The sequence below is a fragment of the Mycobacterium sp. E3339 genome (genome assembly GCF_001666915.1).
Classification (GTDB): Bacteria; Actinomycetota; Actinomycetes; order Mycobacteriales; family Mycobacteriaceae; genus Mycobacterium.
Map to the genome: position 1 here is coordinate 40,809 of NZ_LZIZ01000174.1, position 26,915 is coordinate 67,723.

Here is a 26,915-nt window from a genome sequence, read left to right on the forward strand (position 1 = left end):
CGCAACCGGCAGTAGGCTGCCAACATGGCTGACGTTTTGCCCACGCTGATACGCACCGGTGCACTAGCGCTCGGTTCGGCCGCCGCCGGCATCGGTTATGCCGCCGTCGTCGAGCGCAACGCCTTCGTCCTGCGCGAGATCACCATGCCCGTCCTGACGCCGGGCTCCACGCCGCTGCGGGTGCTGCATCTCAGCGATCTGCACATGACGCCCAACCAGCGCCGCAAGCAGGCCTGGCTGCGCGAGCTGGCCAACTGGGAGCCCGACCTGGTGGTCAACACCGGTGACAACCTGGCGCACCCCAAGGCCGTGCCCGCGGTGGTGCAGGCCCTCGGTGACCTGCTGTCGCGACCGGGTGTCTTCGTATTCGGCAGCAATGACTACTTCGGGCCGCGCCTGAAGAACCCGCTGAACTATGTGACCAACCCGTCACACCGGGTCCGCGGTGAACCGCTGCCGTGGCAGGACCTGCGGGCGGCGTTCACCGAGCGCGGCTGGCTCGACCTCACCCACACGCGGCGTGAGTTCGAGGTGGCCGGCCTGCACGTCGCCGCCGCCGGCGTCGACGACCCGCACATCGACCGGGACCGCTACGAGACCATCGCGGGCCCGGCCAGCCCGGCCGCGAACCTGCGCCTGGGGCTGACCCACTCGCCGGAGCCGCGGGTGCTGGACCGCTTCGCCGCGGACGGCTACCAGCTGGTGATGGCCGGACACACCCACGGCGGGCAGGTCTGCCTGCCGCTCTACGGGGCCCTGGTGACCAACTGCGGGCTGGACCGGTCGCGCGCCAAGGGACCGTCCCGCTGGGGCGCGAACACGGCGCTGCACGTGTCCGCTGGGATCGGCACCTCGCCGTTCGCGCCGGTACGGTTCTGCTGCCGGCCCGAGGCCACCCTGCTGACGCTGATCGCCACCCCGATGGGCGGTCGCGACTCGGCCAGCGACCTGAGCCGTTCGCAGCCAACAGCTTCGGTGCGTTGACGCAGCGGGCCCGGATCGCGGTCCGCAGCCATTCCCGCAGCTGGACGGACAACGCGGTCCGGCTCATCCAGGCCGACGCCCGCCGCAGCGCGGACACGCACCTGCTGCGCTATCCCCTGCCGGAGGCCTGGGCCGGACACGGCCCGGGTGCTCAGGTCGCGCTGTACCTCAAGGACGAGACCACCCACATCACCGGCAGCCTCAAGCACCGGCTCGCGCGCTCGCTGTTCCTGTACGCGCTGTGCAACGGCTGGATCCACGAGGGCACCACGGTGGTCGAGGCCTCCTCGGGTTCCACGGCGGTGTCGGAGGCCTACTTCGCCGCGCTGCTCGGCCTGCCGTTCGTCGCCGTGATGCCGGCGTCCACCAGCTCGTCCAAGATCGCGCTAATCGAATCCCAGGGCGGCCGTTGCCATTTCGTGCAGAACTCGGCCGAGGTGTACGCCGAGGCGGAGCGCGTCGCCCACGACACCGGCGGGCATTACCTGGACCAGTTCACCAACGCCGAACGCGCCACCGACTGGCGGGGCAACAACAACATCGCCGAGTCGATCTTCGAGCAGATGGGCGAGGAGGCCCACCCGGTTCCGGAGTGGATCGTCGTCGGCGCGGGCACCGGCGGCACCAGCGCGACGATCGGCCGCTACATCCGCTACCGGCGCCACCCGACCCGGTTGTGCGTCGTCGACCCGGAGAACTCCGCGTTCTTCCCCGCCTACGCCGACGACCGCGATGACGTCGTGATGCCCACCTCGTCGCGCATCGAGGGCATCGGCCGGCCGCGGGTGGAGCCGTCGTTTCTGCCCGGCGTGGTCGACCGCATGGTGGCCGTGCCCGACGCCGCGTCCATCGCGGCCGCCCGCCACGTCAGCGCCGTGCTGGGCCGCCGGGTTGGGCCCTCGACGGGCACCAACCTGTGGGGCGCCTTCGGCCTGCTGGCCGAGATGGTCGCCGAGGGGCGCAGCGGCTCGGTGGTCACGCTGCTCGCCGACAGCGGCGACCGCTACCACGACACCTACTTCGACGACGACTGGGTCAGCGCGCAGGGGCTCGATCCGGGCGGACCCGCCGAGGCGCTGGTGGAGTTCGAGCGCTCCTGCGTGTGGAAGTGACCCGCCACACCGCGATTTGGCCAGCCGCTGGGCCGGTGCGATAGGCTGTCGGAGCTTCAAGCGGGGTGTGGCGCAGCTTGGTAGCGCGCTTCGTTCGGGACGAAGAGGCCGTGGGTTCAAATCCCGCCACCCCGACTCAGTTTGTGTTAGCTGGCAGGACGGCCGGCGACAAGATTTGACACTGCGACCCGGCGGCTTTGCCATTAAGCTCACCGCGCATGGCGCTGGTAAGCCGGTCGCCCGGGCAGAGGCGGCGGCGCAGGGTCGGCCAACCGGCCAGGCGCGTTGCTGACTCCCGTGCCCCGGCCGGCACCCCCGATCACCCCACCCTGGCTGAGATCGCGCAGCGGCGCCAGGAGATCGAGGCATGGACCGCGCTGAACGTGGGCGGCTACCGGTTCGCCAAACCGGGAACCATCGTCGGCGCGCTGATCTCGGTGGTGCTGGTGGTTCTCGCGGTGACGCCCATCCCGCCGAACTGGCCCTGGGACATCCCGACGATGATCCTGGCCATCTTCACGGCGGTGGGGACCGTGACCTGTGGTCTGTTGTGGTTCGACAACCCGCACCCGCCCCCTCGCCCCGAGTCGCTGGTGATCGTGCCGTTCACCCGCGCGGAGAATTTGAAGCTGATGGGACAACAACTGCACGAGCCCTACCGCGCCATCTGCACCTGCCCCGGCTGCGGCGACACGTCCGCGCACCTGATCCGCGAGCCCGCCAAGGACGAACCGGACTGGGCGATGGTCACCCGGCACTGCGGCGTGTGCGAACGCGAATGGGCCCAGGCGTGAACAGTTTTCGGGCCTCAACGCTCAAGTCCCCGCGCGCACAAGGGTTTTCGCGCGCGACCGGCCCGTCGGTTATGCGCAGTCGGCGCAGACGGGAAGCCCGCCGTTCGAGCTGCGCAACCGGCTGCGGTGTTGGACCAAAAAGCAGCTCGAGCAGGTGAACTCGTCGGACCGCTGGGGAATCACCGTCACCGACAGCTCTTCGCCGGACAGGTCGGCGCCCGGCAGCTCGAAGAAGGCCACATCGTTGGGATCCTCGTCGACCACCGCGATCGACGATTCCTGCAGTGTCGGCGCTAATTCGCGGATCGCGGACTTGTCCTGGGCGTCCATGTCGGAGACCCGGCGTGCGTCATAGTCGCTTGCGGTCGGCATGGCAGTTCCTTCCTGCTGATGAGCCGGGTTGACGCACTTTGCTGTAGTCATCCCGTGGCGCAGGCAGTACCCCGTTCAGGCGCGCGTTACACCGGACGGCGCAAAAAAGTTGCGCCGGCGCGGGCCCAGCCGCCTCAGCTGCCGGACGGCGGCGGGTAAGTGCGCGAGCGCCAAGCCCAACCACGGCGCGACGATGGACACGATCAGCGCCGGTATGGCAACCCCTTCGTGCCCGACCAACAACTCGAACAGACCGATCGCCAGGCTGACCGCCCACACCGCCACGGCCGCGACGGCGAGCACGGGGAAGTCACGCTCGTACTCTCCCCGGTAATTTGCTGCTCGCAACGAAACGGGCGCGACCATGCTCCCCAGTTACCCGGCCATCGGCGCAGTTAAACGGCCCGGCGATCGAACAGGGACGGGTGTTCGTTAGCTCACAGGGGTCAGCTGCTCGGCGGCGGGGCCGACCGGTCGGCATTCTCGGTGTGCCAGGCCAGCTCGGCGTCCCGGACCCTGCGGTGCGTGCGCCGCAGCCACACCGCGCTCGCCGCGCCCAGCACGACGGCGAGGATCACGGCCGTCAATCCCGCCGACAAGTGCCGCGTCGCCAACGAGAACAAGCCGACGATCAGGGCGAGCACCGCTACACCCGCGCCGGCGAGCCCGGGCGCATTGGCGCCGTAGGTGAAGGTTTCGCCGGCGTGCTGCCGCGCGGTTCGTTGGTGATCGACTGGGTCGATCTTGTGCTAATTCAACGTCATTCCTTGCGAGAAGGCTTGGGTATCAGGGCGATCCGTGCGGCAAGCCGCGGAACTTTGCAGTGGCCGCCGCTGCGCGGACCATGGGTGGCGGTTACCCGTCGCGTCGATAACCAAACGACGCCAGCGGTGTCAGCAGGCCGCGGCCTGGGTATGCCGGGCAGATGAAACCCGCCGTTCTGTTCGACGTCGACGGAAGCCTGGTCGACTCCAACTACCTGCACGTGTACGCGTGGCAACGCGCCTTCGACGCCGAGGGACTGCCCGTGGCCGCCTGGCAGATCCACCGCTGCATCGGCATGGACGGCTCCACGCTGGTGCGAACGCTCTCCAAAGACGCCCCGGACGAGGTGCAGGAGCGACTGAGCGACGGGCACAGCCGCTTCTACCGCGAGTGCACCCCGCTGCTGGCGCCGCTGCCCGGGGCCCGCGCACTGCTGCGCCGTGTCGCCGACCTCGGCCTGCAGGTGGTGCTGGCCACCTCGGCGCCCGACGACGAGCTGGAGATCTTGCGCAAGGTCCTCGACTGCGACGACGTCATTTCCGAAACGACGTCGTCGCGCGACGTCGACATGGCCAAGCCCGAACCCGGCATCGTGCAGGTCGCGCTGGACCGGGCCGGGGTCGACGCCGGCCACGCCGTGTTCATCGGGGACGCCGTGTGGGACGCGCACGCCGCGGCGGGCGCAGGCGTGCCGTGCATCGGGCTGCTGAGCGGCGGCATCGCCCGCGAGGAGCTGCAGGCGGCGGGCTCGTCCCCGATTTTCACCGATCCGGAGGATCTGCTCGAGAATCTGGGCTCGACCCGCATCGGCGAACTCGCGCTACATGCCGCGAGTGCGGAGCAACAGCGGTAGCAGCCACCAGAAGAACGTAAACAGCGCCAGCGCACACACTCCCGCGATCAGGGCCGGGCTGCGCCCGGCCACGGCGGCGAACACGATGACCGTCACGCCGGTCAAAGCGAGTCCGAGCAACGCCAGCCCGGCGTAGGCGCACCGGTGGGCGGCCGACACCAGCACCTGCAGGCGGTGTCGGCGGAACAGCATCCGGTGCATGCCGACCGGGGCGATCAGCAGCACGGTCGCGCCGACCGAGCAGCCCACGGTGATCAGGTAGGCGTCGCGCAGGGCGGGCGCCAGGACGTCGAAACGCTGCTGGAACGGCAGCGTCAACAGGAACCCGGTCAGCAGCTGCACACCCGTCTGCACCACCCGCAGTTCCTGCAGCAGGCTGTTCCAATTGCGGTCCAGCCGTTGGATTTCTGTTTCGCCCCGCTCACGGCTATCCCAGCGCTGGTCGTCTTGCGGATTGTCGACGTCCATAGCCGTGATCATCGCACCTGTCGTATGCGCCAGCGCCGTTTCACGACCACGGCACAAGAATCGTTATCCGCCGTGAATTCGAATTGATCACCGCGGTGCGGCCATTCGGCATCCGAATTCGCCAAAAACGTTGTCGCGCAAGCGCTGACGCCGATATCCGGCTAGCGGTTGATGTTGCCGTCCCGCACCGCGGTCAGGGCGTCGTCCAGAGTGGGGTACAGCGGGAACGTCTTGTCCAGGCCGGTCAGGTGAATCGGCCGACGGGTCGCCGGGCCGCGGGCGACCACCCCGAACCCCGTCGCGTCGCCCAGCTTCTCGTAGGTCGCCGCCAGGATCTTCAGGCCCACCGAGCCGAGGAATTCCACCGCCGAAAGGTCGATGACCAGCGCCGTCGGGTTGCCCGCGACTACCGCGCCGATGGCCTGTTCCAGGGCCGGCGCCGTCACCAGATCGATTTCGCCGCTGACACTGACCACGGACACCCCATCATGGTCCTCAACCAACGTGGTGATCGAATCAGGAGCTGACAATGGCGAACCTCTGTCCCTGGGCATTAAGTGTGGTGCAAGCCTAGCCTGCGTTGCGAACTGCGAGAAGAATATGCCCTCAACACCTGCCCCGCGACGACCCACGCTAGTCTCGCAAAACGAGCCTGCATACGGACGGGGCGCGGACCGGCACTCGGGAGGCAACATGTCAGATTCGCCGGCGGAGTTCAGCAGCGCGGCCGCCACCGCACAGGTGAACAATGTATCCAGCGAGGGCCTGCTGCCCCAGCTCGTCCAGCACCTGCGGCAGAACCGAACCGTGCTGCGCGAGGAATGGGCGCGCAGGATCACCGAGGCCGAACTGCTCACCGCGATGACACCGGAGGAGCTGTTCTCCGAGGCGACCGCCGTCTACGACAACTACGTGGAGGTGCTCGAGACCGGTAGCGTCGAGGCGCTACAGGCCTACGCGCGCGACCTGTCGGAACGCATCATTCCGCGGGGCGTGGAGACCGACGAGGTCGTCGGCATCGTGCTGCTGCTGCGCGACGTGCTCGCGCGCTCGTTGTTCGAGAAGTATCAGGCCGAATTCGAGATGCTCAACCGGGTTCTGGACGCCTACGAGCCGGCGGCCAACCGCATCGCCAACACGGTGGCGGTCAGCTTCGTGCAGGAACGCGAGCGCATCATCCGCCAACAGCAGGAGGCCATCCGCGAGCTGTCGACGCCGGTGCTGCAGGTGCGCGAACAGCTGCTGATCCTGCCGATCATCGGGGTGCTCGACAGCCAGCGCGCCCGCCAGGTCACCGAACAACTGCTGCGGGCGATCCGCGCCAACCGCGCGAAAGTGGTGGTCATCGACATCACCGGTGTGCCGACGATCGACTCCACGGTGGCCAACCACCTGGTGCAGACCGTCGACGCGTCGGGGCTGATGGGCGCCAGCGTCATCATCACCGGCCTGTCCTCCGAAATCGCCCTGACGCTGGTGACGATCGGCCTGGACCTGTCGAAGATGAACGCCGTCGGCGACCTGCAGGGCGGCATCGAGGAAGCCGAACGCCTGCTGGGTTACGAGGTCTCTCGCACCGGCGAGCAGACCGGCTAGATATCAGGAACGCGAGCGCCCCATGCCGGTACCGATCCTCAAACAGGGTGCGATCCTCATCGCCTCGGTGCAGGCCGCGCTCAGCGACTCCGACGCCGAGCGGCTGCGCTATGACCTCATGGAGCGGGTCAGCCGGTTCCGCGCGCAGGGCATCATCGTCGACGTCACCGCCATCGACGTGATGGACTCGTTCGCGGCCCGGTCGCTGCGCACGATCGCGCACATGACCCGGCTGCGCGGCGCCGACACGGTGATCGTGGGCCTGCAGCCGGAGGTGGCCTTCGCGATGGTCCAGCTCGGCTTGGCGTTCGACGACATGAACACCGCGCTCGACCTCGAAGAGGGTCTGGCCCTGCTGAATCGCCAACTGGGACAGCGCAAACCGACGATCGGGCGCGACGGTGGGGGCTGAGATCGTCGTCGACATCCACACTCCCGACGACATCGTCGAAGCACGCAAAGCCGGACACCACCTCGCACTCGATCTCGGGTTCTCGCTCACCGACGTCACGATGATCGCCACGGCGATCTCCGAGATCGCCCGCAACATCACCAGTTACGCCGGCCGCGGCGCCGTGCGCGTCTTCGTCGCCGACCGGGAGGGCCGCAAGGCCCTGGTGGTGCGCGCCGAGGATGAGGGGCCGGGCATCGCCGACATCGAGCGGGCCATGGAGGACGGCTACTCGACAGGCCGCGGGTTGGGGATGGGCCTGCCCGGCTCGCGCCGGCTGATGGACAGGTTGCACGTGGAGTCCACGCTCGGCCGGGGAACGGTCGTCGAGATGTGGAAATGGGTGCCGCCCCGTGCGTGACAACGGCCGGTTCGGTCCCATCGAATGGGCAAGGGCGGGCCGGCCCCTGCCGAGCGAGTACGTCTCCGGCGACCGGGGTCTCGCCGTCGACATCGACGGTGCGGCCGCGCTGTTCGGCGTCGTGGACGGCCTCGGCCACGGCCCGGAGGCCGCAACCGCCGCGCTGAACGCCATCGAAGCGGTGAAACGCTCCAGCTCCGAGCGGCTCGAGGTGTTGATCCAGCTGTGCCACCGCGTGCTCGAGGGCACCAGGGGAGTCGCAATGACCCTGGCGCGGGTGGACTTTGCGGCCAACACGCTGACTTGGACGGGCGTCGGCAACGTGACCGCTCACCTGGTGGCCAAGTCCCCAACCGGCGTCCAGATCCGATCCAGTGCGCGGCTCACCGCGGGCATCGTCGGCTACCGCATACCGGAAATCCGGCCGGCCCAAGTTGTTTCGATCCGAACGGGTGACCTGCTGGTGATAAGCACCGACGGAATCACCGAGGATTACCTCGACCACATCGACTTCTCGGCCCCGGCCGTCGTCATTGCCGAAGAGCTCCTCGGCAAAGACGCCAAGGAAACCGACGATGCCATGGTGCTGACCGCCCGTCATCGGGGAGCCATTGCATGACCGACGACGACTTCCACGCCAAGTACGCGGCCGCGTTGCGCACCTACCTGAAGGCGCGTGACGAGGACAGTTTGGCGGTCGCCTACGAGCTCGGGCGCCGGGCCCTGCAGGAGGAAGTCAGCCTGTTGGCGATCATCGAGCGTCACGTCGAGCTGATCCTCGCGACATCGCAGGACGTGCGGATCGACGCGCCGGTCGCGCTGGAGTTCCTGCTGCAGATGCTGGTCCCACTGGACATCGCCACCCGCGGCTTCCTCGACGGCACCAGGCGCTTCGCGCGCGAGCGCGCCCGCGCCGAGGGGTTGGCTGATCGCGACAAATTCCGTACGGCACTGGTCAATTCGTTGCAGGAGGGGTTCTTCGTCAGCGACCACGAGGGTTCGGTGATCGAGATGAACAACGCCCTGATCGAGATTCTCGGCTACCCCGCTGAGGGTCTGCCCTACCGGTGGCCGCACCCGTGGCTGGTCGACCAGAAGGGCGCCCGCCAACAGCAGGCGCTGGTCCAAAGCATCGGCACCACCGCCTACGAGACACCGATCCGGCACCGCGACGGGCACCTGGTGTGGGTGACGGTGAGCATCAACGCGGTCCAGGGCAGCGGCAGCGACCAGGACGTCTTCGTGGGCACGATCCGTGACATCACCGCCGAACGTGCCTTCGCCGCAAGGGAAAGCGCGGTCCTGCGGCTGGCGACGGCGGTGGCGGTTGCCAAGAGTGTGGACGAGCTACTGTCGATCACCCTCGACGAATGCAGCACCGCCATCGATGTGCAACGGGTGGTGGCGATCTCTTGGCCGACCGGCGAGGGCGAACCCACCGTCCAGGTGGCGGGCGAGAAGTCCGAAACGCCTTGGCGCAGGCTGGATCCCTGGTTACGCCAGACCTTCGAGGAGGCACGCCATCAGCTGCCGCTGACGGCCAAGACGGTCGAGCGGCCCGACAATCCCGGCAAGGCACAGGGATTGGTCGCGGTGCTCTCCGGGGCGGGCGACCTCGCGTTGTGGTTGGAGCTGCGCTCGCCGCGCTGGGTCAGCGCGGAAGACCGGCTGCTGGTCACGGTGTTGATCGGCCACCTCAGCCTGGCCATGCAGCACGTCCGCCAATTCGAGAGTGCCCGTGAGACATCGCTGACGTTGCAGCGCGCGCTGCTGCCGACTCTGGAGCCGCCGCCGGGCTTCGCCGTGCGCTACGAGCCGGCGGTGCCGCCATTGGAGATCGGCGGCGACTGGTATGACGTGCTGCCAATCGGCGACCATCGCATCGGGATCGTCGTCGGCGACTGCGTGGGCCGTGGCCTGCCGGCGGCCGCGGTCATGGGCCAGTTGCGCAGCTCGGCGCGCGCCCTGCTGATCAACGGGGCCGAGCCCGCGCTGTTGCTCGAGCAACTCGACTCGGCGGCCTCACTCATCCCGAATGCGTACTGCACCACCGTTTTCCTGGCAATCCTCGACACCGAGTCCGGGGTTCTGCAGTACAGCAACGCCGGTCACATGCCCGCCGTGCTGGTCGGGTCCGAGCCGGGCACGACGACATTTTTGACCGACGCCGCGTCGGTCCCGCTCGCGGTCCGCCGATCGGAGCCCCGGCCGCAGACCAGCCGCGTGTTGCCGTCCGGCTCCACCCTGATGCTGTTCACCGATGGACTGGTCGAACGCAAGCACGAGTCCATCGACGACGGGATCGCCCGTGCCGCGGCCGTACTGGTGAAGACGACGACCTTGCCGCTGGATTCCGTCGCGGATGCCGTACTGCGTGAGCTGGCCCCCGCCGCGGGGTATGACGACGACGTGGCGATGGTGATCTACCGACATCAGCAGTCCCCGCTTCGGATTGAAAGCGAGGCCAGCGCAGAGCGATTGCTCAGCATCCGGCATCGGCTGGCCGACTGGCTGGACACCGCCGGTTTGCCCGAGGATTCGGCCGCCGACATCGTGTTGGTCGTCAACGAGGCGTGCACGAACTGCGTCGAACACGCATACGCCGGACGCCCGGCGGGCACGATGCTGCTGGAGACCGAACTCGCAGAAGGCGAGGTCCGCGCCCGGATCACCGACCACGGCTCGTGGAAGACACCCGACGAAAACCCGCGCAACGGCGGGCGGGGCTTGCTGCTGATGCAGGCGCTGAGCAGCACGATGGAAATGACGTGCACCCCCACCGGCACCACCGCCGACCTGACGTTTCGGCTACCGGCCGAGGCCGACTAGGGGCCTGGCACCGTTTGTGCCCCCCGGATACCGGGTAGTCGTGGGCGTGACCCGCGCATCGATCACCACCGAACCCGCCCTGCCGGCGGCACACGGGCCGCTGTCGACCGCCGTTCGTCGCGCCCTGACCGGGCCGCCGTCACACGACCACCTGACCCGAATCGGCGCGTCCGTCCGCGATTCGGACCCCTACGGCCTGGATCTACAGCTGGCGCTGTGCATGTGCTACGAGCTGCACTACCGGGGCTTCGCGGGCGTGGACCCCGGGTGGGAATGGAACCCGGCGCTGCTGACGCTGCGCGGCGAACTGGAACGCGTGTTCCTGGCCGGCGTGCGCCGCGACGTCGGCCCCATCCCGCCGGACCAGACGGCGGCCGCCGAAATGGACGCGATTTCGGTCGAACCGGTCGACGGCACCGGGCCGTCGTATTACTTGCGCGACACCGGAACCTGGCAGCAGATGCGCGAATACTTCGTGCACCGGTCGGTTTATCACCTTAAAGAGGGCGACCCGCACGCGTGGGCGATCCCGCGGCTGACGGGCGTCGCGAAAGCGGCTTTCGTGGCAATCGAATTCGACGAGTACGGCGCCGGGCGGGGTCCCCGGCTCCATCAGCAGCTCTTCGCCGATCTGATGGCGGCCGCGGATCTGGACCCGACGTACCTGGCTTACGCGGATGCCGTCCGCTCCGAGGCTCTGGCCGCGGTGAACCTGATGTCACTGTTCGGCCTGCACCGCGAGCTGCGCGGCGCCGCGATCGGACACTTCGCGTCAACCGAGATCACGTCGCCACCCGGATCCCGCCGGATGGTGCAGGCCCTGCAGCGAATGGGGGCACCGTCGGCCTGCGTCGAGTTCTACGCCGAGCATGTCGAGGCCGACGCCGTGCACGAGCACGTCGTGCGCATCGATGTGGTCGGCGACTTGGTCGCCCGGGAACCGCAACTCGACCATGACATCGTGTTCGGTATCCGCGCGCACGCCGCGGTCGAAAACCGGTTGGCAGACGCGGTTATGGCGTCGTGGCAGCAGGATCGGACGTCGTTGCGGCGGGCGCTGGACTAGGCGTCCGGCGTTCCAGGTTCCGGCATCGCCGATGACTGGTGTCGCACAAGGGATACTGTTCACTGCGCCGGCATGTGCAGATCGCCACCATGAACCGGTCGGACTCGACGACCTCACCATTGGGCATCTCGATGCGCACCGGGCCGGATACCAGCACCGGCCCGCCCGCCACCACCTGTACCCGCGTGGCGCTCACCGCTTGTCCGCCCTGATCACGATCAGCTCTTCTTCGCGGCGGCCGGGCGGTATCAGCCCGACGCTCTCCAACCAGTTCGCGCGCGCCGTCATCACGGGGCCGAACGGTATCCATTTGGACGCAACCACTTCCGCGTCCATGCCGGCCCACTTCAGCGAATCCAGAGATTGCTGGACACCGGCGAGCGCCGAGTGCACGAGGAGCAGGGAACCCCCGTCGCACAGCAACTTTGGCGCCGCTTCGCACAGCGGGTCCAGCACCGTCCGTCCGTCGACGCCGGCGTTCCAGGCCCACGACGGGCCCGCGCTCGGACTGATGTGCTCGGTGTCGCCGCCGGGCGGTGTCGGCACATACGGCGGATTAGACACGACCACGTCGAACGGCGCGCAGTCCAGGGCGTCGCTCCATGTCCCCTTGCGGACATCGACATTCACGCCGGCGGCGGCCGCGTTGCCGCGCGAACAACCCACCGCGTTCGGGCAGATGTCGAAAGCCGTCACGTCCTCGCCGCCCATCTCGGCGGCGGCAATCGCGACGAATCCACTACCCGTACACAGATCGAGGACACGCCGTCCTGAAATGAGCCCGCTTTCCCACATTACCTCCACCAGCAATCGGGAATCCTCCTGCGGCTGATAAACGTTGGCAACAGCCGAGACGGCGGGTCCTGGATATGTTGTGGTCAACTTTGGCCTTTCGACGGATCGCCGGGGCGATCACTGCTTGGCCTGTGTAATGCCCGCAAACCGATGGGTTCAAACGGCGGGGCAATCGCCATTCCTTCGTTAACTCGCGGCCGCATGGGCGAATTGCTTGACAATGGCAGCGCAGAATGCCGGCAGGTCCTTCGGTGAACGGCTGGTGATCAGGTTGCCGTCCACGACGACCTCCTGATCCACCACGTTGGCGCCGGCGTTGCGAAGGTCGGTGCGGATCGAGGGGTACGACGTGAGCGTGCGGCCCTCTGCCACACCGGCTTCCACCAGCGTCCACGGGCCGTGACAGATCGCGGCAACCGGCTTGCCGGAGCCGACGAACTCCCGCACGAAGTCGACCGCGTCGCCATCCATCCGCAACTTGTCCGGATTCACCGTGCCGCCGGGAAGCACCAGGCCGTCGAATTCGGCTGCCGAAGAATCTTTCACCGCACGGTCGACCGGGAAAGTTCCGGCAGGTTCGAGATCGTGGTTGCGGGCCTGTATTTCTCCGGTCTTCAGCGAAAGCAGCTCGACTTGCGCGCCGGCCTCTTGCAGCGCCGCGCGGGGTTGTTCGAGTTCCACCTTCTCCACGCCGTCGGCCGCGAGAATGGCGACTTTCTTGCCCTGCAATTCATTTGCCATGACTATTCCCCTTTTATCACGTGGGATTGAGGATGACTTTGGTGCATCGATCCTCTTTGTTCTTGAAGATCTCGTAGCCGTGGGGCGCCTGGTCGAGGCTCAGGTGGTGGCTGACGATGATGGTCGGGTCGATCTCGCCCTTGCGAATCCGGTCCAGCAGCGGGCGCATGTAGCGGTGCACGTGACACTGACCGGTCTTGATGGTCAGCGACCGGTTCATGACCGCGCCGATCGGGAACTTGTCCATCATGCCGCCGTACACCCCGACGATCGACAGGGTGCCGCCGTTGCGGCAACTCATCGCCGCCTCCCGAATGGCGTGTGGGCGTTCGGTTTCCAGGCGCGCGGCCTGCTTGACGCGGTCGTAGGCGTCCACCGGGGCGGAGCCGCTGCGCGCTTCCATGCCGGCGGCGTCGATGCAATGGTCGGGACCCCGCCCGGCGGTGATGTCCCGCAGTTCCTCGAGGACCGACGTCTCGGCGAAGTTGACCGCGGTGGCGCCGATCTGTTGGGCCAGCTCGAGACGATACGGAACGCGGTCGATGGCAATGACTTTCGCCGCTCCGAGCAGATAGGCGCTCATGATCGCGAACAGCCCGACCGGGCCGGCCCCCCACACGGCGACGACGTCGCCGGGGGTGATGCCGCACATCTCCGCGCCCATGTAGCCGGTCGGCAGGATGTCGGACAGGAACAGCACCTGCTCGTCGGTGAGGTCGTCTTCGATCTTCAACGGTCCCACGTCGGCGAACGGCACCCGCGCGTATTCGGCTTGGCCGCCGGCGAATCCACCCAGCATGTGCGAATAGCCGAACAGCCCGGCCGGTGAGTGGCCCATGAACTTTTCGGCGATGCCGGCGTTGGGGTTGGAGTTCTCGCACAGCGAGTACAGGTCACGCTGGCAGGCGGAACACGCCCCGCACGCGATCGGGAACGGAACCACCACCCGATCGCCGACGGCGAGGTTGTTGACGGCCTTGCCGACTTCGACCACCTCGCCCATGAATTCGTGGCCCAGCACGTCGCCGTGCTTCACCGTGGGGATGTAACCGTCGTACAGGTGAAGGTCCGAACCGCAGATCGCGGTCGAGGTGATGCGCACGATGGCATCACGATCGTTGAGGATCTTGGGGTCCGGAACCGATTCGACTTGGACGCTGTTGCGGCCCGCCCACACGGTGGCCCTCATACGCTGGCTCCTTCATTCGGTTGAGCGGGCTGCTGATGCATCTGCCGGACCGCCGCCGTCCCCTCGGGGGACCCGTCCGAACGCAGCACCTGCCCGGTTTCGAGGATCTGTTTGAAACGCCGGAGGTCGTCGTTGACCTGTTGCTCCGGGGACTCCCCGAACAAGCTCGCCGCCGCCTTGCCGAACAGGCCACCCGGGATGTGGTAGCCGATGCTGACCCGGACCTCGGTGCCGTCGCCGGTGGCGGTGGGCGTGAATTCGACGCTGCCGCCGTTTTCGATCGCCGAGCCGGGCAGCGACTGCCAGGCGATCCGCTTGTCGGGGTCGTCCTCGGTGATCTGCGCGTCCCACTGCACCGACTGTCCGGCCGGGGCGTTGGCGACCCACCGCGACTGTCCGTCGGCGCCGGAGGTGACCGACTCGAGGTGGTGCATGAAGCTCGGCAGGTTTTCCAGGTCGCGCCAGAACCGGTACACCTCCTCGGGCGGGCGCCGCACGGTGACGGCGGCGCGCAGGGTGCGATGCCGGGCGCCATTGAGGTGCCGGCCGCCGCCGTTGGTCGTGCGCAGGGCCGTGTAGAGGTCGAGCCCCCCGATCCCCGCGAGCAGGGCGGTCGAGATCGCGCCCCGCCGTCGCCGCCCGGGGCCGCGGGCGGCCACCCCGGCCACCAACAACGCCACATCCAGGACGTCGCCGGCCACCCGGGTCCATACCAGCTTCTCGGGGCCACCCAACAGCGCCGCGCCGTGGCCGCATTCCCGCGCGCCCAGCGCGCGGATGACCCCGCGCGACCGGGCGGTGTCGTCCACGCCCGCGATCGCAGCAACCTTTCCGGGCGCGACCAACTCGGTCAGACCTAGCCCGAAACTGGCGCCGCTGAGCGCCTTGACCAAAGCGGAGGTGGTACTGGCGGATCGATCGCCCATCGTCAACACTCCTTGCCGTTCGGCGAACACATTTCGGGCAAAGTTGCTGCAAGATAGCCGCTTTGCAGGTCACGGGTAGTCGGCGCTGCTAGCCGGTATCCGCGCGCCCCGCCGGCCCGTACGGGCGGCTGCGCACGATTGAAGGCGGATACCCGGGCAGATACGGGCCAAACCTGGATTAGTTTGCTGCCTCGCGCAGCGCGGCAAGCAAAGGTTCGGCGGCTTCTTTCAGAAAGAGATCCTGCGATTCGCCGCCGACCTGCACCAGTGCGATGTCGGTGAACCCGGCCTCCCAGTACGGCCGGACCGCCTCGACGATGGCGTCGAGGTCGGGTCCGCAGGGGATGGAGTCGGCGACGTCCTCGGGCCGGACGAATTGGGTGGCGCCGGCGAAACCGGCCGGGGTCGGCAGGTCGGCGTTGACCTTCCAGCCGCCGGCGAACCAGCGGAACTGCTCGTGGGCGCGCTTGACCGCGGCGTCGCGGTCGGGGTCCCAGCACACCGGGATCTGGCCCACGACGCGGCCCCCACCGGCCAGATTGGCGGCCTGGCGCGCGGCGTGCCAGGCGTCGACGAGCTCGCCGTCGGGTTCCACCGCGACGAAGTGGTCGGCCAGCCTGCCGAATCTTTCGATGCCCTTGGCACCGGCCATCGCCACCGCGATGCCGACCGGGACCTCGGGCACGTCCCACAGGCGCGCAGAGTCCACCCGGAAGTATTCGCCGGTGAAGTTCACCAGCTGGCCGCCGAACAGCTCGCGGATGATCTTGATGGCCTCGCGGAGCATGTCCTGGCGGCGCTCGACGGTGGGCCAACCCTTGCCGACGACGTGTTCGTTGAGGTTCTCGCCGCTGCCCAGGCCCAGGGTGAACCGGCCGTCGGACAGGATCTGCACGGTGGCGGCCTGCTGCGCGACGATCGCGGGGTGGTACCGCATCGTCGGGCACGTGACGTAGGTGTAGAGGTCCACCCGCTCGGTGGCGTGCGCGACCGCGCCCAGCACCGCCCAGGCGTTCGGCGCGTGGCCTTGGGACGTCAGCCAGGGCGAGAAGTGGTCGCTGCAGACCTCGAAGTCGAATCCCCGCTCTTCGGCCGAAACAGCTTGCCGTACAAGGTATTTGGGCCCACTCTGCTCGGTCATCAGAGTGTAGCCGAAATTCGTCATGCCCTTATACGTACCCCGGCGCGCGATACGCAAACCGCCGCTTCGCTCAGTCCGCGGTGGTGATCGAGTCTCCCGTGATGCCCGCCGCGCGGCGCGCCGCCAGCCTGCGCTTCTGCGGCTCGATCGTGTAGCGCGGATCGCGGGTCGACGCCAGTCCCGCCTCGAAGAAGCCGAACCTCAGCATGGCCGACGCCGTCAGCAGGGTCACCCCGGACAGGGCCGCGAGGCCGCGGTGACCGCCGCCGAGCAATGCGCCCAGGCCGCCGGCCGCGGCGAGCCATTCGCTCGCGGCCAGGAGCCGGCCGGGCCTGCCTTGGTGCAGCGGTTCCCTGGTCACCGGGTCCATTCGAAACTCGGTGAACCTGGCGGAGATCAGGTCGCCGACCGCGCCGATGACGGCCAGCGTGCGCGCGGGGCCCGCCTCGGACACCGGGGTGGTGATCATCGCCAACCCCGAGGCGGCCAGGCTTGCCGAACTGACGAACACGAACGGCAGGTCCCGGTAGGCGGCGTTCCAGGTAGGGGTGGCGGTGTCGGTGAGCAACACCGCGGTGTAGACGGCGAGCGGCGGCGAGAAGACGGCGGCCTCCAGCCCGGCCGGACCCTCCAGGGCGCGCAGGACGGGACGCAGCGGCCCCAACGGGATTCGTTCGCCGGTCATCCGGTCGACCTCGGACACCGCGGCCACCCCGATACCGGCGCCGAAAAAGCTGAGGATCCAGGACCCGATGCTCATCGGCGAGGTCAGCTTGACCGTCCGCAGCATGTTGAAGAATCGCTCCGGCCGGCCCAGGTCCTTCACCAACGCGACCGCGCCCAGCCCGATCGCGATCAGGGCGGAGAGCCTCGTGTTGCGGCGCAACGTGTTTCGCCCGGTGAGCTGGGCGCCGGCCGCCAGCAGCCCCGAGCCGCCCGCGACGCCGCCCAGGAACAGATACGCCGCCACCTCGGGTCCCCACGGCGCGGGCTTGACGACCGGACGTCCGTAATACGAGGTGAACTCGGCGTCGGGAACCATCAGCGACTCATCGCGGCCACGGCGCCTGCGGCTTGATTTCCTGCGCTTCCCGCCCGCCGGCTCCGGCGGGCGAAGGCTGTCGAATTCCGAAGTGCTCACCGGCTCCTCCAGAACGCCCATGCGGCCGCGCCGACCATGCCGGCCGCGGCCATGGTCGCCCGCTTGAACATCTGCGGCAGGTCGGCCGTGCACACGCGCGGGTCCGGCGGCAGCCCGTACACCTCCGGCTCGTCGAGCAGCAGGAAGATCGACCCGGTGCCGCCGACGCCGTCGTGCTCGTTGGCCCCGTAGAGGCGGGCCTCCGTGAGCCCCTGGGCATGCAGCGCGGCGACCCGTTGCCTGGCCTTGACCACCAGGTCGTCGTGGTCGCCGAACTTGATCGACGTCGTCGGGCAGGTCTTGGCGCACGCCGGGATCTGGTCTTCGACGAGGCGGTCGTAGCACAGGGTGCACTTCTGGGCCACCCCGGAGACGGGTTTCTCGGCCGGGCGATCCGGCCGCTGCGCCGGCGTCGTGTAGGTGCCGTCGCTGCGGCGTTCGACGACACCGAACGGGCACCCCGCGACGCAGGTGCCGCACCCGTTGCAGACGTCATCCTGAACGACGACGGTGCCGAACTCGGTGCGGAACAACGCGCCCGTCGGGCAGACGTCCAAACAACCGGCGTGCGTGCAGTGCTTACACACGTCCGACGACATCAGCCAGCGGAACTCGGGGGTGTCCGGCGGCGAGGTATCGGGGGGCCGGGGGACCGCGGGCATGCCCAAATCGATGAGGGCGCGGCCCGATTCGCGCGCCTGTCCGATCCGGTCGCGGCCCTGCTCGATGAACGCCACGTGCCGCCAGGTGCTGGCGCCCAGCGATCCGGTGTTGTCGTAGGACGAGCCCAGCAGCTCCAGGTCCCCGTCGCGCGGGTTGCGGTTCCACTCCTTGCACGCGACCTCGCAGGCCTTGCAGCCGATGCAGATGGAGGTGTCGGTGAAGAATCCCTTGCGCGGCTTGGGTTCTGCCCAGCCGGCGTCACTCGTCGGGTCGGTCGGTCCGCTCAGCTGACCCATCGGCTCCCCCTTCCCAGACTCCCTCGCTGATCCGCACGTTGCCGGTCTCGGTGGTGGCACCCGATCGCGACTGGTACTCGGCGATCAGGCGCAGCAGGTCCTCGCCGCGCGGCCGGCGCCCCGGCCGGATGTCGCACGACCCGGCCTTCGACTCCTGAATCTGCACGTTGGGGTCGAGCGTCACGCCCAGCAGGTCGTTGGCCGCGTCCCCGCTCACCACCGCGTCGCCGCCGACGCCCCAGTGGTATGGCAACCCGATCTGATGCACGGTGTGGCCGTTGACAATCAGTGGCGCAACGCGTTTGGTGACCAGCACCCGGGCCTCGATCGCCGCGCGGGGTGAGACGATGGTGGCCCATCCGTAGGGCTCCAGCCCGCGTTCGGCGGCGAGCTCCGGGGACACCTCGCAGAACATCTCCGGTTGCAGCTCCGAGAGATAGGGCAGCCACCGGCTCATTCCGCCGGCGGTGTGGTGCTCGGTGAGCCGGTAGGTGGTGAACACGTACGGGTAGACGTCGGCCCCGGGTTCCCCGGCGCTGGGCGCGCTGAGATTGTCCTTGCGCGGGAACGTGATTCGTGCCGGGTTGCGCTGCAGGGGGTACAACGCGTTCGCGACCGGCGACTCCTGCGGTTCGTAGTGTGTGGGCAGCGGACCGTCGACCATACCCTTGGGCGCGAACAGCCACGCCTTGCCGTCGGCCATCATGATGAATGGGTCGTCGCCGGCAAGCGCGTCGGGCCCGCCGACATCGGGATCGGGCCGGACGTGCGGGGCGCGGTCGACGGGGAAATCGGGCACGTCGTCGCCGACCCAGCGGGCGCGCTGCTCATCCCACCAGATGTAGCGCTTGCGCTCGCTCCACGGTTTGCCATCCGGGTCGGCCGAGGCGCGGTTGTACAGGATGCGGCGGTCGGCCGGCCAGGCCCACCCCCACTCCGATTGACTCGGGCTCGGCCCGCCCAGCGGCGCTCGGCGGGCGGCCTGGTTGACGCCCTCGGCGTACACGCCCGAGTAGATCCAGCATCCGCACGAGGTCGACCCGTCGGCACCGAGTTCGGTATAGCCGGGGACGGGCTGGCCGGCTTTGGGGCCCGTCAGGTAGCAGCCGCTGATTTCGGCCAACACCGCGGTGGGGTCGGGTTCGCCGCTCTCGTCGGTGGGATAGTCCCACGTCAGATCGAGCAGTGGTCGGTCACGCGGGTCGGTGGAGCCGGCCAGCCGCTGGCGGATTCGCTTGCCCAGCTCTACGAAGAACTGCAATTCGCTCTGGCAGTCGCCGGGCGGATCGACCGCCTTGTGCCGCCACTGCACGAGGCGTTGGGTCTGGGTGAATGAGCCGGCCTTCTCGACATGCGTCGCCGCCGGGAAGAAGAACACCTCGGTCTCGATCTCCTCCGTCTTCAGCTCGCCGGACGCGATCTCCGGGCCGTCCTTCCAGAAGGTCGCCGACTCGATCATGTTGAGATCGCGCACCACCAGCCACTTCAGGTGTGACATGCCCATGCGCTGGAGTCGGCCGTGCGCCGACCCGACGGCGGGGTTCTGGCCGAGCAGGAAGTAGCCGTCGACATCGTCGTCGAGCATCGACATGACGGTCTGGTACGTGCCGTGCGGACCGGACAGCCGCGGCAGGTAGTCGTAGGCCCAGTCGTTGTCCTTGGTGGCCGCCTCGCCCCACCACGCCTTGAGCAGGCTGACGATGTAGGTGTCGGCGTCGGCCCAGAAACCTTTCTGGTTCTTCGGTCCGACCGCTTTGATGTACTCGTCGAAGGTGTCGTGCACACCGGCCTTCGGCATCGACAGGTAGCCCGGCAGCAGGTTGAACAATGTCGGGATGTCGGTCGAGCCTTGGATCGTGGCGTGCCCGCGCAGCGCCATGATGCCGCCGCCCGGGCGGCCGACGTTGCCCAGCAGTAGCTGCAAAATCGTTGCGGTGCGGATGAATTGGGCCCCCAGCGTGTGTTGAGTCCAGCCGACGGCGTAGGCGAAACAGGTGGTGCGCTCGCGGCCGGAGTTCGCCGCAATGGTGCGCGCGAGGTAATGGAAGTCCTCGGTGCTGATGCCGCAGACGTCACGCACCATCTCCGGCGTGTAGCGGGCGTAATGTCGCTTGACGATCTGAAACACCGTTCGGGGATGCTGCAGGGTCTCGTCGCGCTGCACGCGGGCGTGCGGCAGCGGCGGACCGCCGCTACCGTGCACATCGCCGGCGGCGCGGGCGGACGCGCTGGCGCCGTGCTCTTGCCGTTGCTCACCCTCTTCTTGTCCGGCGTAGGCCCACGTCGACGTGTCGTACTGCCCGGTCTCGGGATCGTAACCGGAGAACACGCCGCCCAGATCCTCTGTGTCACGGTAGTTTTCGTTGATCAGGGTGGCGGCGTTGGTATATGCGACGACGTAGTCTTTGAACCACAAGTCATTGCTGATGACGTGATTGATCAGCGCGCCGAGCAGCACCACGTCAGAGCCGGCCCGGATCGGAATGTGCTTGTCCGAAACTGCCGAGGTACGGGTGAAGCGTGGGTCGACGTGAATGACCTTGGCGCCGTTTGCTCTTGCCTCCTCGACCCATTGGAAGCCGACCGGATGACATTCCGCCATGTTGGAGCCCTGGATGACGATGCAGTCGGCGTTGGCCATGTCTTGCAGTGATTGAGTGGCGCCACCGCGCCCGAAGGAGGTCCCCAGACCGGGAACCGTGGAACTGTGTCAAATGCGAGCTTGGTTCTCGATCTGAATGGCGCCGGCGGCGGTGAAGAGCTTCTTGATGATGTAGTTCTCTTCGTTGTCCAGGGTGGCGCCGCCGAGGGCGGCGATCTTCATGGTGCGCCGCAGCGGATGGCCCTTTTTGTCGATGTCCTGCCAGGCGTGCCGGCGGGCCTCGACGAAGCGGTCGGCGACCATGTCGATCGCGGTCTCGAGGTCCAGCGGTTGCCATTCGGTCGCCCTCGGCGGACGGTAGAGCACGTGCAGCTGCCGGCCCGGCGAGTTCACCAGCTGCTCGCTGGCGGCGCCCTTGGGGCACAGGCGACCTCGTGAGATCGGCGAGTCCGGGTCGCCCTCGATCTGCACCACCCGCTCGTCGGTGACGTACACCCGCTGCCCGCAGCCGACCGCGCAGTAGGGACAGATGCTCTGCACCACCCGGTCGGACGTCGTCGTGCGCGGCGTGACGGCGCGCGTCTGCTTCGAGGTCACCGCCGACCCGCGGCCGAGCTTGTCACCCGAGCGCAGCTGACGCACGACCGGCCACTGTAAGAAAAGCTTCCGCATAGCCATGACCTTTACCCTAGTGCCGGCCGCCGAAACACCGCCCGGCTCAGCGGACGATGATCGTGTGCTCGCCGCGCGGCACCAGCTCCCCGACCACCGGCGCGCCCGGGATCTCGCCGGCGATCAGCAGCCCGCCCGAGGTTTGGGCGTCGGCCAGTAGCAGGGCCTCGTCCTCGCCGACGGCCGACAGGTCGGCGTGCGGGGCCACCCAGTCGAGGTTGCGTCGCGTGCCCCCGCTGACATAGCCGGCCGCCAGCGCATCCCGCGCGCCGTCCAGATACGGCACCGCCGCCGCCTCGACGATCGCGGTCACACCGCTGGCCCGCGCCAGCTTGTGCAGGTGTCCGAGCAGGCCGAAACCGGTTACGTCCGTGGCACATTCGACGCCCGCGGCCAGCGCGGCCGCGGCGGACGCCGCGTTGAGCGTCGTCATCGCGGCGATCGCCTGTTCGAAGCGCTCACCGGTGGCCTTGTGCCTGCTGTTCAACACGCCGACGCCCAGCGGCTTGGTCAACGACAACGGCGTGCCGGGCTTGCCGGAGTCGTTGCGCAGCAACCGGTTCGGATCCGCGATCCCGGTGACGGCGAGCCCGTATTTGGGTTCCGGGTCGTCGACGCTGTGCCCGCCGGCGAGGTGGCAACCGGCCAGGCCGCAGACGTCCAGCCCGCCGCGCAGCGTCTCGGCCGCCAGCTCGAACGGCAACACATCGCGGGGCCAGCCCAGCAAATTCAGCGCGACCACCGGGCGGCCGCCCATCGCATACACGTCGGACAACGCGTTGGTGGCCGCGATGCGGCCCCAGTCGTACGCGTCGTCGACCACCGGGGTGAAGAAGTCCGTCGTCGCGATCACCGCCGTGCCGTTCTGCAGGCGCACCACCGCGGCGTCGTCGCCGTGGTCCAGGCCCACCAGCAGCTCGCCGGCCGGGTCGCGCGGTGCGCTCGCGCCCAGCCCGCGGACCACGTCCTCCAGCTCACCGGGCGGGATCTTGCACGCGCAGCCGCCGCCGTGGGCGTACTGGGTTAGTCGGTAGGCCACGGATACATAATGGTCGGCATGGTCCGAGGAGGCGTGTCCGGTCTGGTGACCGGCGCGGTCTTCAAAACCGTCGAACGGCAGACGCTGCCGCTGGCGGGTTCGATTCCCGTCCGCCTCCGCCATATTCCCTCGAGCGTGACGTGAGCGACCCGCGTCGGCGGGTGCCGCGCACCGACACCCTGCTCGCCGATCCGCGCCTGGTCGAAGCCCAGCGGCTGCTGGGCCGCGCGCTGGTGAAGTCGGTGATCGCCGACGCGCAGCAGCGGGCGCGCGCCGGGGAGATCGAGCCCGATCGGGTCGCCGAGCACGCCGTCGCCGCCCTGCCAGCCACCGCGTCGAGCCTGCGCCCCGTCATCAACGCCACCGGCGTGGTCGTGCACACGAACCTGGGGCGGGCGCCGCTGTCGCGGGCCGCCGTCGACGCCGTGGTCGCCGCGGCCGGCACCACGGACGTCGAGCTGGACCTGGCGACGGGGCGGCGGGGCCGCCGCGGGCGGGCCGCGCTGGCGGCGCTGTCCCGGGCGGTGCCCACCGCCGGCGGCGTGCACGTGGTCAACAACAACGCCGCCGCGCTGCTGCTGACCGCGCTCACGCTGGCCCCGGGCAAGGAGATCGTGCTCAGCCGCGGCGAGCTCGTCGAAATCGGCGACGGCTTCCGCATCCCCGAGCTGCTGGCCTCGGCCGGATCGCGGCTGCGCGAGGTCGGCACCACCAACCGCACCAGCCTGCGCGACTACGCCGAGGCGATCGGGCCACAGACCGGCTTCGTGCTCAAGGTGCACCCGTCGAACTTCCACGTCACCGGGTTCACCTCGGCCGTCGGCGTCGCGGAGCTGGCGAACCTTGGGGTGACCCTGGTCGTCGACATCGGCTCCGGGCTGCTCTCGCCGCACCCCTTGCTGCCCGACGAGCCCGACGCGACGACGACGCTGCGCGACGGCGCCGACCTGGTCACCGCGAGCGGTGACAAGCTGCTCGGCGGCCCGCAGGCCGGCCTGCTGCTGGGTGACGCCGAGCTGATCGAGCGACTGCGCCGCCACCCTGCGGCGCGCGCACTGCGGGTCGACAAGCTGACGCTGGCCGCGCTGGAAGCGACGCTGACCGGCCCGCCGACGCCGGTCGCCGAGGCGTTGGTGGTCGACGTCGCGGAGCTGCGGGCCCGTGCGGAGACGCTCGCCGCCGCGCTGCCGGGCGCCGAGGCGGTGGACTGCTTCGCGGCCGTTGGCGGCGGCGGCGCGCCGGACGTCCGGCTGCCCAGCGCCGCCGTGAGCCTGCCCGAGTCCTACGCCGCCGCGCTGCGCGCCGCCAGCCCGCCCGTCGTCGGCCGCCTCGAGGGGGGCCGCTGCCTGCTCGACCTGCGCACGGTGGCGGCCGAGGACGACGCGCTGCTGGCCGCGGCGGTGCGGGCATGTTCGTCATAGCCACCGCCGGGCACGTCGATCACGGCAAGTCCACGCTGCTGCACCGGCTCACCGGCATGCGGCCCGACCGGCTGGCCGAGGAGCAACGCCGCGGCCTGACCATCGACCTCGGCTTCGCGTGGACCGAGCTGGGTGGCCGCCAGCTGGCGTTCGTCGACGTTCCCGGCCACGAACGGTTCGTGGCCAACATGCTCGCCGGCGTGGGGGCGGTGCCGGCCGTCATGTTCGTCGTCGCCGCGACCGAGGGCTGGATGCCGCAGTCCGAGGAACACCTCGCGGCGCTGCACGCCCTCGGGGTGCGCCACGCGCTGCTGGTGATCAGCAAGGCCGACCTGGCCGATCCCGGCCCGGCCATCGCGCAGGCGCGCGAACGGTTCGCCGCCACCTCGCTCGCGGGCGCGCCCGTCGCGGTCGGCACCGACCTGGAGCGGGTGCGCGCGGAGCTGCTGGCGCTGACCGACCGGCTGCCGGTCCCGGACCCGGACGCCGACGTGCGGCTGTGGGTCGACCGCAGCTTCACCGTCCGGGGCGCCGGCACGGTGGTGACCGGCACCCTGGCCGCGGGCACGATCCGGGTGGGCGACGAGCTGGAACAGGCCGGCCGGCGCGTGACGGTGCGCGGCGTGCAATCGCTGGGCCGCGACCAACCGGCGGTCGGCGCGGTGGCGCGCGTCGCGCTGAACCTGCGCGGCGTGGACCGCGAGCACGTCGGTCGCGGGGACACCGTCCGCACGCCCGGGGCGTGGCTGGACACCGCGGAGATCGACGTCGCCCTGACGGCCGCCGACGGCTTGCATCGCCAGTTGGTGTTGCATGTCGGGTCCGCGGCCGTGCCGGTCCAGGTGCGTCAGCTGGGAGCGGCCGCGGCCCGGCTACGCCTCGCGAGGCCCCTGCCGCTGCGGGTCGGGGATGTCGGGTTGCTACGCGACCCGGGCGAGCACCGGATCGCGGCGGGCATCCGGGTGCTCGACGTCCGGCCGCCGGCGTTGCGCCGGCGGGGCGCCGCCCGCGATCGCGCCGCGGAGCTGGCGACCGGCCGGATCCGCCCGCCCGAGTGCGCCCGCGCGGTCGAGCTGCGGGCCATGGGCCTGCCGCTGGCCGGGCTCCGGGTGGGGGACTGGGTGGTCGACCCGCAGTGGTGGGCCGGGCGGCGCGAGTGCGCGACGGCGGCGGTGCGGCGCTGGGCGGACGAGCACGACGTCGCGGCGGGAATGCCGCTGGAGACGCTGCGGCAGCGGGTGGGGCTGCCCGCCGCCGAACTGCTACCGAAGCTGCTCGAGGGCACCGGCCTGGAGGTGGTCGACGGGTTGGTCCGCGCGCCGGGCGCGGGCCTGCCGGCCCGCGTCGACAAGGCGGTGCGCGCGGTCGAGGAGTGGTTGGCCGCCGAGCCTTTTCGGGCGCCGGAGGCCGACGAGCTCGCGGACCTCAAGCTCGGCCCCCGCGAGCTGGCCGCCGCGGTGCGCGCCGGCCGGCTGACCCGGATCGCCGACGGCGTCGTGCTGGGGTCCGGCGCGCTGGACCGGGCGGCCGGCGTCCTGGCGACGCTGCCGCAACCGTTCACCGTCAGCGACGCGCGCCGCGCGCTGGGCACCACCCGCCGGGTCGCCGTGCCGCTGCTCGAGCAGCTCGACGCCCGGCGCGTCACCAGGCGCGCCGCGGACGGCACCCGGGTGGTGCTGGCTAGAGCCGCTCCTTGACGGCCGCCGACAGGCGAGCCCCGTCGGCCTTGCCGGCCGCGATCGCGGTGGCCGCCTTCATCACCAGACCCATCTGCTTCATGCCCGGGCGCTCACCGATTTCCTCGGCGACCTGGGCGATCGCGGTGTCGGCGACGTCGGCCACCTCGGCCTCGGTCAGCGGCGTGGGCAGGTATTCGTCGATGATCCGCGCCTCGGCATGCTCGTTGGCGGCGAGCTCCCCGCGGCCGTTCTGGGTGTAGATCTCCGCCGACTCGGCGCGTTTGCGGGATTCCCTCGCCAGCACCTTGATCACTTCGTCGTCGGAAAGGTCCCGGGCCTGTTTGCCGGAGACTTCCTCGGTTTGGATCGCGGCGAGCAGTAACCGCAGGGTCGCCGTTCGCAGCTTGTCCTTGCTCTTCATCGCATCGGTCAGGTCGGCCCGCAGCCGGGATTTGAGTTCGGCCATGGCAGAGACGCTACGCGCCGCCGGCCTCGCCACGATTGAGAAATGCCCGGACCACCGACAGGATGGAGCCCATGATGAACGACGGGCCCGCCCGACGATGACGGTGAGCATGCCCGACAGCAGCATGCCGCCCAGCCAGGCGACCACCACGCCGGCGCCCATCGACGTGAACCAGGCGCCGATCACTCCAGTGGTCAGCTCCTTGCCGTGGCCGCTCGAAAACCGGCCGTAGGCCGCCAACGGCCCGAAGACGGCCACCTTCGTGACGATCTGGATGATCACCACCACGATGGCGGTCAGCCCCAACGTCGCCTTGGGGTTGGCCCGGACGTAGCCGACCGCGCCGTTGAAGATGTCACCCAAGGTCAGCGGTCGCAGCGGGATGATGCCGGGCTTGACCGCTCCCGGAACCAGTTGCGGCGGTGCGGGCATGTTCGTCATAGCCACCGCCGGGCACGTCGATCACGGCAAGTCCACGCTGCTGCACCCTCGC

General features: G+C 69.3%; 28 protein-coding genes, 2 tRNA genes and 1 pseudogene. 14 read left to right on the forward strand and 17 right to left on the reverse strand.

The window, feature by feature from the left end; genetic code table 11:
* The first annotated feature begins 24 nt into the window (after nucleotides 1-24).
* The 4 genes from A5702_RS15795 to A5702_RS15810 all read left to right on the forward strand — a co-directional run bounded on the left by A5702_RS15795 (nucleotide 25) and on the right by A5702_RS15810 (nucleotide 2,890).
* Nucleotides 25-984 carry a metallophosphoesterase gene (locus tag A5702_RS15795; protein WP_068221816.1) on the forward strand — a complete coding sequence of 320 codons (960 nt, stop codon included), beginning with the start codon at nucleotides 25-27 and terminating at the stop codon, nucleotides 982-984.
* On the forward strand, nucleotides 981-2,096 hold the full coding sequence (locus A5702_RS15800) for a PLP-dependent cysteine synthase family protein (protein WP_068221818.1): 1,116 nt from the start codon (nucleotides 981-983) through the stop codon (nucleotides 2,094-2,096). Before A5702_RS15795 ends, A5702_RS15800 begins: the two co-directional genes overlap by 4 nt.
* Before the next feature lie 61 nt (nucleotides 2,097-2,157).
* Nucleotides 2,158-2,231, forward strand: a tRNA-Pro gene (locus tag A5702_RS15805).
* A gap of 83 nt (nucleotides 2,232-2,314) precedes the next feature.
* On the forward strand, nucleotides 2,315-2,890 hold the full coding sequence (locus tag A5702_RS15810) for a hypothetical protein (RefSeq protein ID WP_068221820.1): 576 nt from the start codon (nucleotides 2,315-2,317) through the stop codon (nucleotides 2,888-2,890).
* Between the two features lie 69 nt (nucleotides 2,891-2,959).
* Here the strand turns inward: A5702_RS15810 and A5702_RS15815 are convergent, their stop codons facing one another.
* The 3 genes from A5702_RS15815 to A5702_RS15825 form a co-directional block, all read right to left on the reverse strand.
* Nucleotides 2,960-3,262, reverse strand: coding sequence for a DUF4193 domain-containing protein (locus A5702_RS15815; protein WP_055399948.1), 303 nt, complete (start codon nucleotides 3,260-3,262; stop codon nucleotides 2,960-2,962).
* A gap of 75 nt (nucleotides 3,263-3,337) precedes the next feature.
* Nucleotides 3,338-3,628, reverse strand: a complete 291-nt coding sequence (locus A5702_RS15820) for a hypothetical protein (protein WP_156669648.1) — start codon at nucleotides 3,626-3,628, stop codon at nucleotides 3,338-3,340.
* A gap of 80 nt (nucleotides 3,629-3,708) precedes the next feature.
* The gene (locus A5702_RS15825) at nucleotides 3,709-3,906 is read right to left on the reverse strand and encodes a hypothetical protein (RefSeq protein ID WP_369817922.1); all 198 of its coding nucleotides are present in this window, start codon (nucleotides 3,904-3,906) and stop codon (nucleotides 3,709-3,711) included.
* Nucleotides 3,907-4,187: 281 nt separating this feature from the next.
* Here A5702_RS15825 and A5702_RS15830 point away from each other — a divergent pair, with 281 nt between their 5' ends.
* The gene (locus A5702_RS15830; RefSeq protein WP_068221824.1) at nucleotides 4,188-4,880 is read left to right on the forward strand and encodes an HAD family hydrolase; all 693 of its coding nucleotides are present in this window, start codon (nucleotides 4,188-4,190) and stop codon (nucleotides 4,878-4,880) included.
* Here the strand turns inward: A5702_RS15830 and A5702_RS15835 are convergent.
* On the reverse strand, nucleotides 4,848-5,348 hold the full coding sequence (locus A5702_RS15835; RefSeq protein ID WP_055399940.1) for a DUF6328 family protein: 501 nt from the start codon (nucleotides 5,346-5,348) through the stop codon (nucleotides 4,848-4,850). The two genes, A5702_RS15830 and A5702_RS15835, sit on opposite strands and share 33 nt — an antisense overlap.
* Nucleotides 5,349-5,509: 161 nt before the next feature.
* The gene (locus A5702_RS15840; RefSeq protein ID WP_156349423.1) at nucleotides 5,510-5,878 is read right to left on the reverse strand and encodes an STAS domain-containing protein; all 369 of its coding nucleotides are present in this window, start codon (nucleotides 5,876-5,878) and stop codon (nucleotides 5,510-5,512) included.
* Between the two features lie 163 nt (nucleotides 5,879-6,041).
* Between A5702_RS15840 and A5702_RS15845 the strand changes: the two genes are divergently transcribed.
* Genes A5702_RS15845 through A5702_RS15870 form a run of 6 tightly spaced genes read left to right on the forward strand, consistent with a single transcriptional unit; the run spans nucleotide 6,042 to nucleotide 11,651 of the window.
* On the forward strand, nucleotides 6,042-6,944 hold the full coding sequence (locus A5702_RS15845; protein WP_055399936.1) for an STAS domain-containing protein: 903 nt from the start codon (nucleotides 6,042-6,044) through the stop codon (nucleotides 6,942-6,944).
* A gap of 22 nt (nucleotides 6,945-6,966) precedes the next feature.
* Complete coding sequence (locus tag A5702_RS15850; RefSeq protein WP_055399935.1) at nucleotides 6,967-7,356, forward strand: STAS domain-containing protein; 390 nt, start codon at nucleotides 6,967-6,969, stop codon at nucleotides 7,354-7,356.
* Nucleotides 7,346-7,756, forward strand: a complete 411-nt coding sequence (locus tag A5702_RS15855) for an anti-sigma regulatory factor (RefSeq protein WP_055399933.1) — start codon at nucleotides 7,346-7,348, stop codon at nucleotides 7,754-7,756. Before A5702_RS15850 ends, A5702_RS15855 begins: the two co-directional genes overlap by 11 nt.
* Complete coding sequence (locus A5702_RS15860; protein ID WP_055399930.1) at nucleotides 7,749-8,375, forward strand: SpoIIE family protein phosphatase; 627 nt, start codon at nucleotides 7,749-7,751, stop codon at nucleotides 8,373-8,375. Before A5702_RS15855 ends, A5702_RS15860 begins: the two co-directional genes overlap by 8 nt.
* On the forward strand, nucleotides 8,372-10,585 hold the full coding sequence (locus tag A5702_RS15865) for a SpoIIE family protein phosphatase (protein ID WP_068221826.1): 2,214 nt from the start codon (nucleotides 8,372-8,374) through the stop codon (nucleotides 10,583-10,585). The genes A5702_RS15860 and A5702_RS15865 overlap by 4 nt, the downstream gene beginning before the upstream one ends.
* Before the next feature lie 46 nt (nucleotides 10,586-10,631).
* A complete protein-coding gene (locus A5702_RS15870; RefSeq protein ID WP_068221854.1) occupies nucleotides 10,632-11,651 on the forward strand; it encodes an iron-containing redox enzyme family protein in 1,020 nt (339 codons plus the stop codon).
* Here the strand turns inward: A5702_RS15870 and A5702_RS25785 are convergent.
* The 10 genes from A5702_RS25785 to selD form a co-directional block, all read right to left on the reverse strand.
* Nucleotides 11,599-11,847: a CDGSH iron-sulfur domain-containing protein gene (locus A5702_RS25785; RefSeq protein WP_231965063.1), complete on the reverse strand. Its 249-nt coding sequence runs from the start codon at nucleotides 11,845-11,847 to the stop codon at nucleotides 11,599-11,601. The genes A5702_RS15870 and A5702_RS25785 overlap by 53 nt on opposite strands.
* Nucleotides 11,844-12,533 (reverse strand): HemK2/MTQ2 family protein methyltransferase, encoded by a 690-nt coding sequence (locus A5702_RS15875; protein WP_068221828.1) that lies wholly within the window; start codon nucleotides 12,531-12,533, stop codon nucleotides 11,844-11,846. Before A5702_RS15875 ends, A5702_RS25785 begins: the two co-directional genes overlap by 4 nt.
* A 99-nt stretch (nucleotides 12,534-12,632) precedes the next feature.
* Nucleotides 12,633-13,187: a type 1 glutamine amidotransferase domain-containing protein gene (locus tag A5702_RS15880; protein WP_067901452.1), complete on the reverse strand. Its 555-nt coding sequence runs from the start codon at nucleotides 13,185-13,187 to the stop codon at nucleotides 12,633-12,635.
* Between the two features lie 16 nt (nucleotides 13,188-13,203).
* Nucleotides 13,204-14,376, reverse strand: a complete 1,173-nt coding sequence (locus A5702_RS15885; RefSeq protein WP_055399924.1) for a zinc-dependent alcohol dehydrogenase — start codon at nucleotides 14,374-14,376, stop codon at nucleotides 13,204-13,206.
* The gene (locus tag A5702_RS15890; RefSeq protein WP_068221856.1) at nucleotides 14,373-15,302 is read right to left on the reverse strand and encodes an SRPBCC family protein; all 930 of its coding nucleotides are present in this window, start codon (nucleotides 15,300-15,302) and stop codon (nucleotides 14,373-14,375) included. Before A5702_RS15890 ends, A5702_RS15885 begins: the two co-directional genes overlap by 4 nt.
* 178 nt (nucleotides 15,303-15,480) lie before the next feature.
* On the reverse strand, nucleotides 15,481-16,467 hold the full coding sequence (locus tag A5702_RS15895) for an LLM class F420-dependent oxidoreductase (protein ID WP_068221830.1): 987 nt from the start codon (nucleotides 16,465-16,467) through the stop codon (nucleotides 15,481-15,483).
* 46 nt (nucleotides 16,468-16,513) lie between these two features.
* A complete protein-coding gene (gene nrfD / locus A5702_RS15900; RefSeq protein WP_082956081.1) occupies nucleotides 16,514-17,605 on the reverse strand; it encodes an NrfD/PsrC family molybdoenzyme membrane anchor subunit in 1,092 nt (363 codons plus the stop codon).
* Nucleotides 17,581-18,543, reverse strand: a complete 963-nt coding sequence (locus A5702_RS15905) for a 4Fe-4S dicluster domain-containing protein (protein ID WP_068221832.1) — start codon at nucleotides 18,541-18,543, stop codon at nucleotides 17,581-17,583. Before A5702_RS15905 ends, nrfD begins: the two co-directional genes overlap by 25 nt.
* Complete coding sequence (fdh, locus tag A5702_RS15910; RefSeq protein WP_082956082.1) at nucleotides 18,506-21,823, reverse strand: formate dehydrogenase; 3,318 nt, start codon at nucleotides 21,821-21,823, stop codon at nucleotides 18,506-18,508. The genes A5702_RS15905 and fdh overlap by 38 nt, the downstream gene beginning before the upstream one ends.
* 40 nt (nucleotides 21,824-21,863) lie before the next feature.
* Complete coding sequence (selD, locus tag A5702_RS15920; protein WP_055399963.1) at nucleotides 21,864-22,856, reverse strand: selenide, water dikinase SelD; 993 nt, start codon at nucleotides 22,854-22,856, stop codon at nucleotides 21,864-21,866.
* Between the two features lie 27 nt (nucleotides 22,857-22,883).
* On the opposite strand from selD, the gene A5702_RS15925 reads away from it, so the two are divergent.
* From A5702_RS15925 to A5702_RS15935, 3 genes are all read left to right on the forward strand, one after another.
* Nucleotides 22,884-22,978: transfer RNA gene (locus A5702_RS15925), tRNA-Sec, on the forward strand.
* An 18-nt stretch (nucleotides 22,979-22,996) separates the two neighbouring features.
* On the forward strand, nucleotides 22,997-24,277 hold the full coding sequence (gene selA, locus A5702_RS15930) for an L-seryl-tRNA(Sec) selenium transferase (protein ID WP_068221838.1): 1,281 nt from the start codon (nucleotides 22,997-22,999) through the stop codon (nucleotides 24,275-24,277).
* On the forward strand, nucleotides 24,265-25,974 hold the full coding sequence (locus A5702_RS15935) for a selenocysteine-specific translation elongation factor (RefSeq protein ID WP_068221840.1): 1,710 nt from the start codon (nucleotides 24,265-24,267) through the stop codon (nucleotides 25,972-25,974). Before selA ends, A5702_RS15935 begins: the two co-directional genes overlap by 13 nt.
* Here the strand turns inward: A5702_RS15935 and A5702_RS15940 are convergent.
* Entirely contained in the window at nucleotides 25,958-26,422 is a 465-nt protein-coding gene (locus A5702_RS15940; protein WP_055399910.1) for a GatB/YqeY domain-containing protein, read from the reverse strand. The genes A5702_RS15935 and A5702_RS15940 overlap by 17 nt on opposite strands.
* Before the next feature lie 84 nt (nucleotides 26,423-26,506).
* Nucleotides 26,507-26,851, reverse strand: a pseudogene (locus tag A5702_RS25790) (hypothetical protein); the annotation flags it as partial.
* Between the last annotated feature and the right edge of the window lie 64 nt (nucleotides 26,852-26,915).

What these genes read in the sequence shown, in the direction of transcription:
- A5702_RS15795 (WP_068221816.1), top strand. Translation starts at nt 25, where the DNA reads ATGGCTGACGTTTTGCCCACGCTGATACGCACCGGTGCACTAGCGCTC.
- A5702_RS15810 (WP_068221820.1), top strand. Translation starts at nt 2,315, where the DNA reads ATGGCGCTGGTAAGCCGGTCGCCCGGGCAGAGGCGGCGGCGCAGGGTC.
- A5702_RS15815 (WP_055399948.1), bottom strand. Translation starts at nt 3,262, where the DNA reads ATGCCGACCGCAAGCGACTATGACGCACGCCGGGTCTCCGACATGGAC.
- A5702_RS15820 (WP_156669648.1), bottom strand. Translation starts at nt 3,628, where the DNA reads ATGGTCGCGCCCGTTTCGTTGCGAGCAGCAAATTACCGGGGAGAGTAC.
- A5702_RS15830 (WP_068221824.1), top strand. Translation starts at nt 4,188, where the DNA reads ATGAAACCCGCCGTTCTGTTCGACGTCGACGGAAGCCTGGTCGACTCC.
- A5702_RS15835 (WP_055399940.1), bottom strand. Translation starts at nt 5,348, where the DNA reads ATGGACGTCGACAATCCGCAAGACGACCAGCGCTGGGATAGCCGTGAG.
- A5702_RS15845 (WP_055399936.1), top strand. Translation starts at nt 6,042, where the DNA reads ATGTCAGATTCGCCGGCGGAGTTCAGCAGCGCGGCCGCCACCGCACAG.
- A5702_RS15850 (WP_055399935.1), top strand. Translation starts at nt 6,967, where the DNA reads ATGCCGGTACCGATCCTCAAACAGGGTGCGATCCTCATCGCCTCGGTG.
- A5702_RS15865 (WP_068221826.1), top strand. Translation starts at nt 8,372, where the DNA reads ATGACCGACGACGACTTCCACGCCAAGTACGCGGCCGCGTTGCGCACC.
- A5702_RS15880 (WP_067901452.1), bottom strand. Translation starts at nt 13,187, where the DNA reads ATGGCAAATGAATTGCAGGGCAAGAAAGTCGCCATTCTCGCGGCCGAC.
- A5702_RS15885 (WP_055399924.1), bottom strand. Translation starts at nt 14,376, where the DNA reads ATGAGGGCCACCGTGTGGGCGGGCCGCAACAGCGTCCAAGTCGAATCG.
- A5702_RS15890 (WP_068221856.1), bottom strand. Translation starts at nt 15,302, where the DNA reads ATGGGCGATCGATCCGCCAGTACCACCTCCGCTTTGGTCAAGGCGCTC.
- A5702_RS15895 (WP_068221830.1), bottom strand. Translation starts at nt 16,467, where the DNA reads ATGACGAATTTCGGCTACACTCTGATGACCGAGCAGAGTGGGCCCAAA.
- nrfD (WP_082956081.1), bottom strand. Translation starts at nt 17,605, where the DNA reads ATGGGCGTTCTGGAGGAGCCGGTGAGCACTTCGGAATTCGACAGCCTT.
- A5702_RS15905 (WP_068221832.1), bottom strand. Translation starts at nt 18,543, where the DNA reads ATGGGTCAGCTGAGCGGACCGACCGACCCGACGAGTGACGCCGGCTGG.
- A5702_RS15935 (WP_068221840.1), top strand. Translation starts at nt 24,265, where the DNA reads ATGTTCGTCATAGCCACCGCCGGGCACGTCGATCACGGCAAGTCCACG.
- A5702_RS15940 (WP_055399910.1), bottom strand. Translation starts at nt 26,422, where the DNA reads ATGGCCGAACTCAAATCCCGGCTGCGGGCCGACCTGACCGATGCGATG.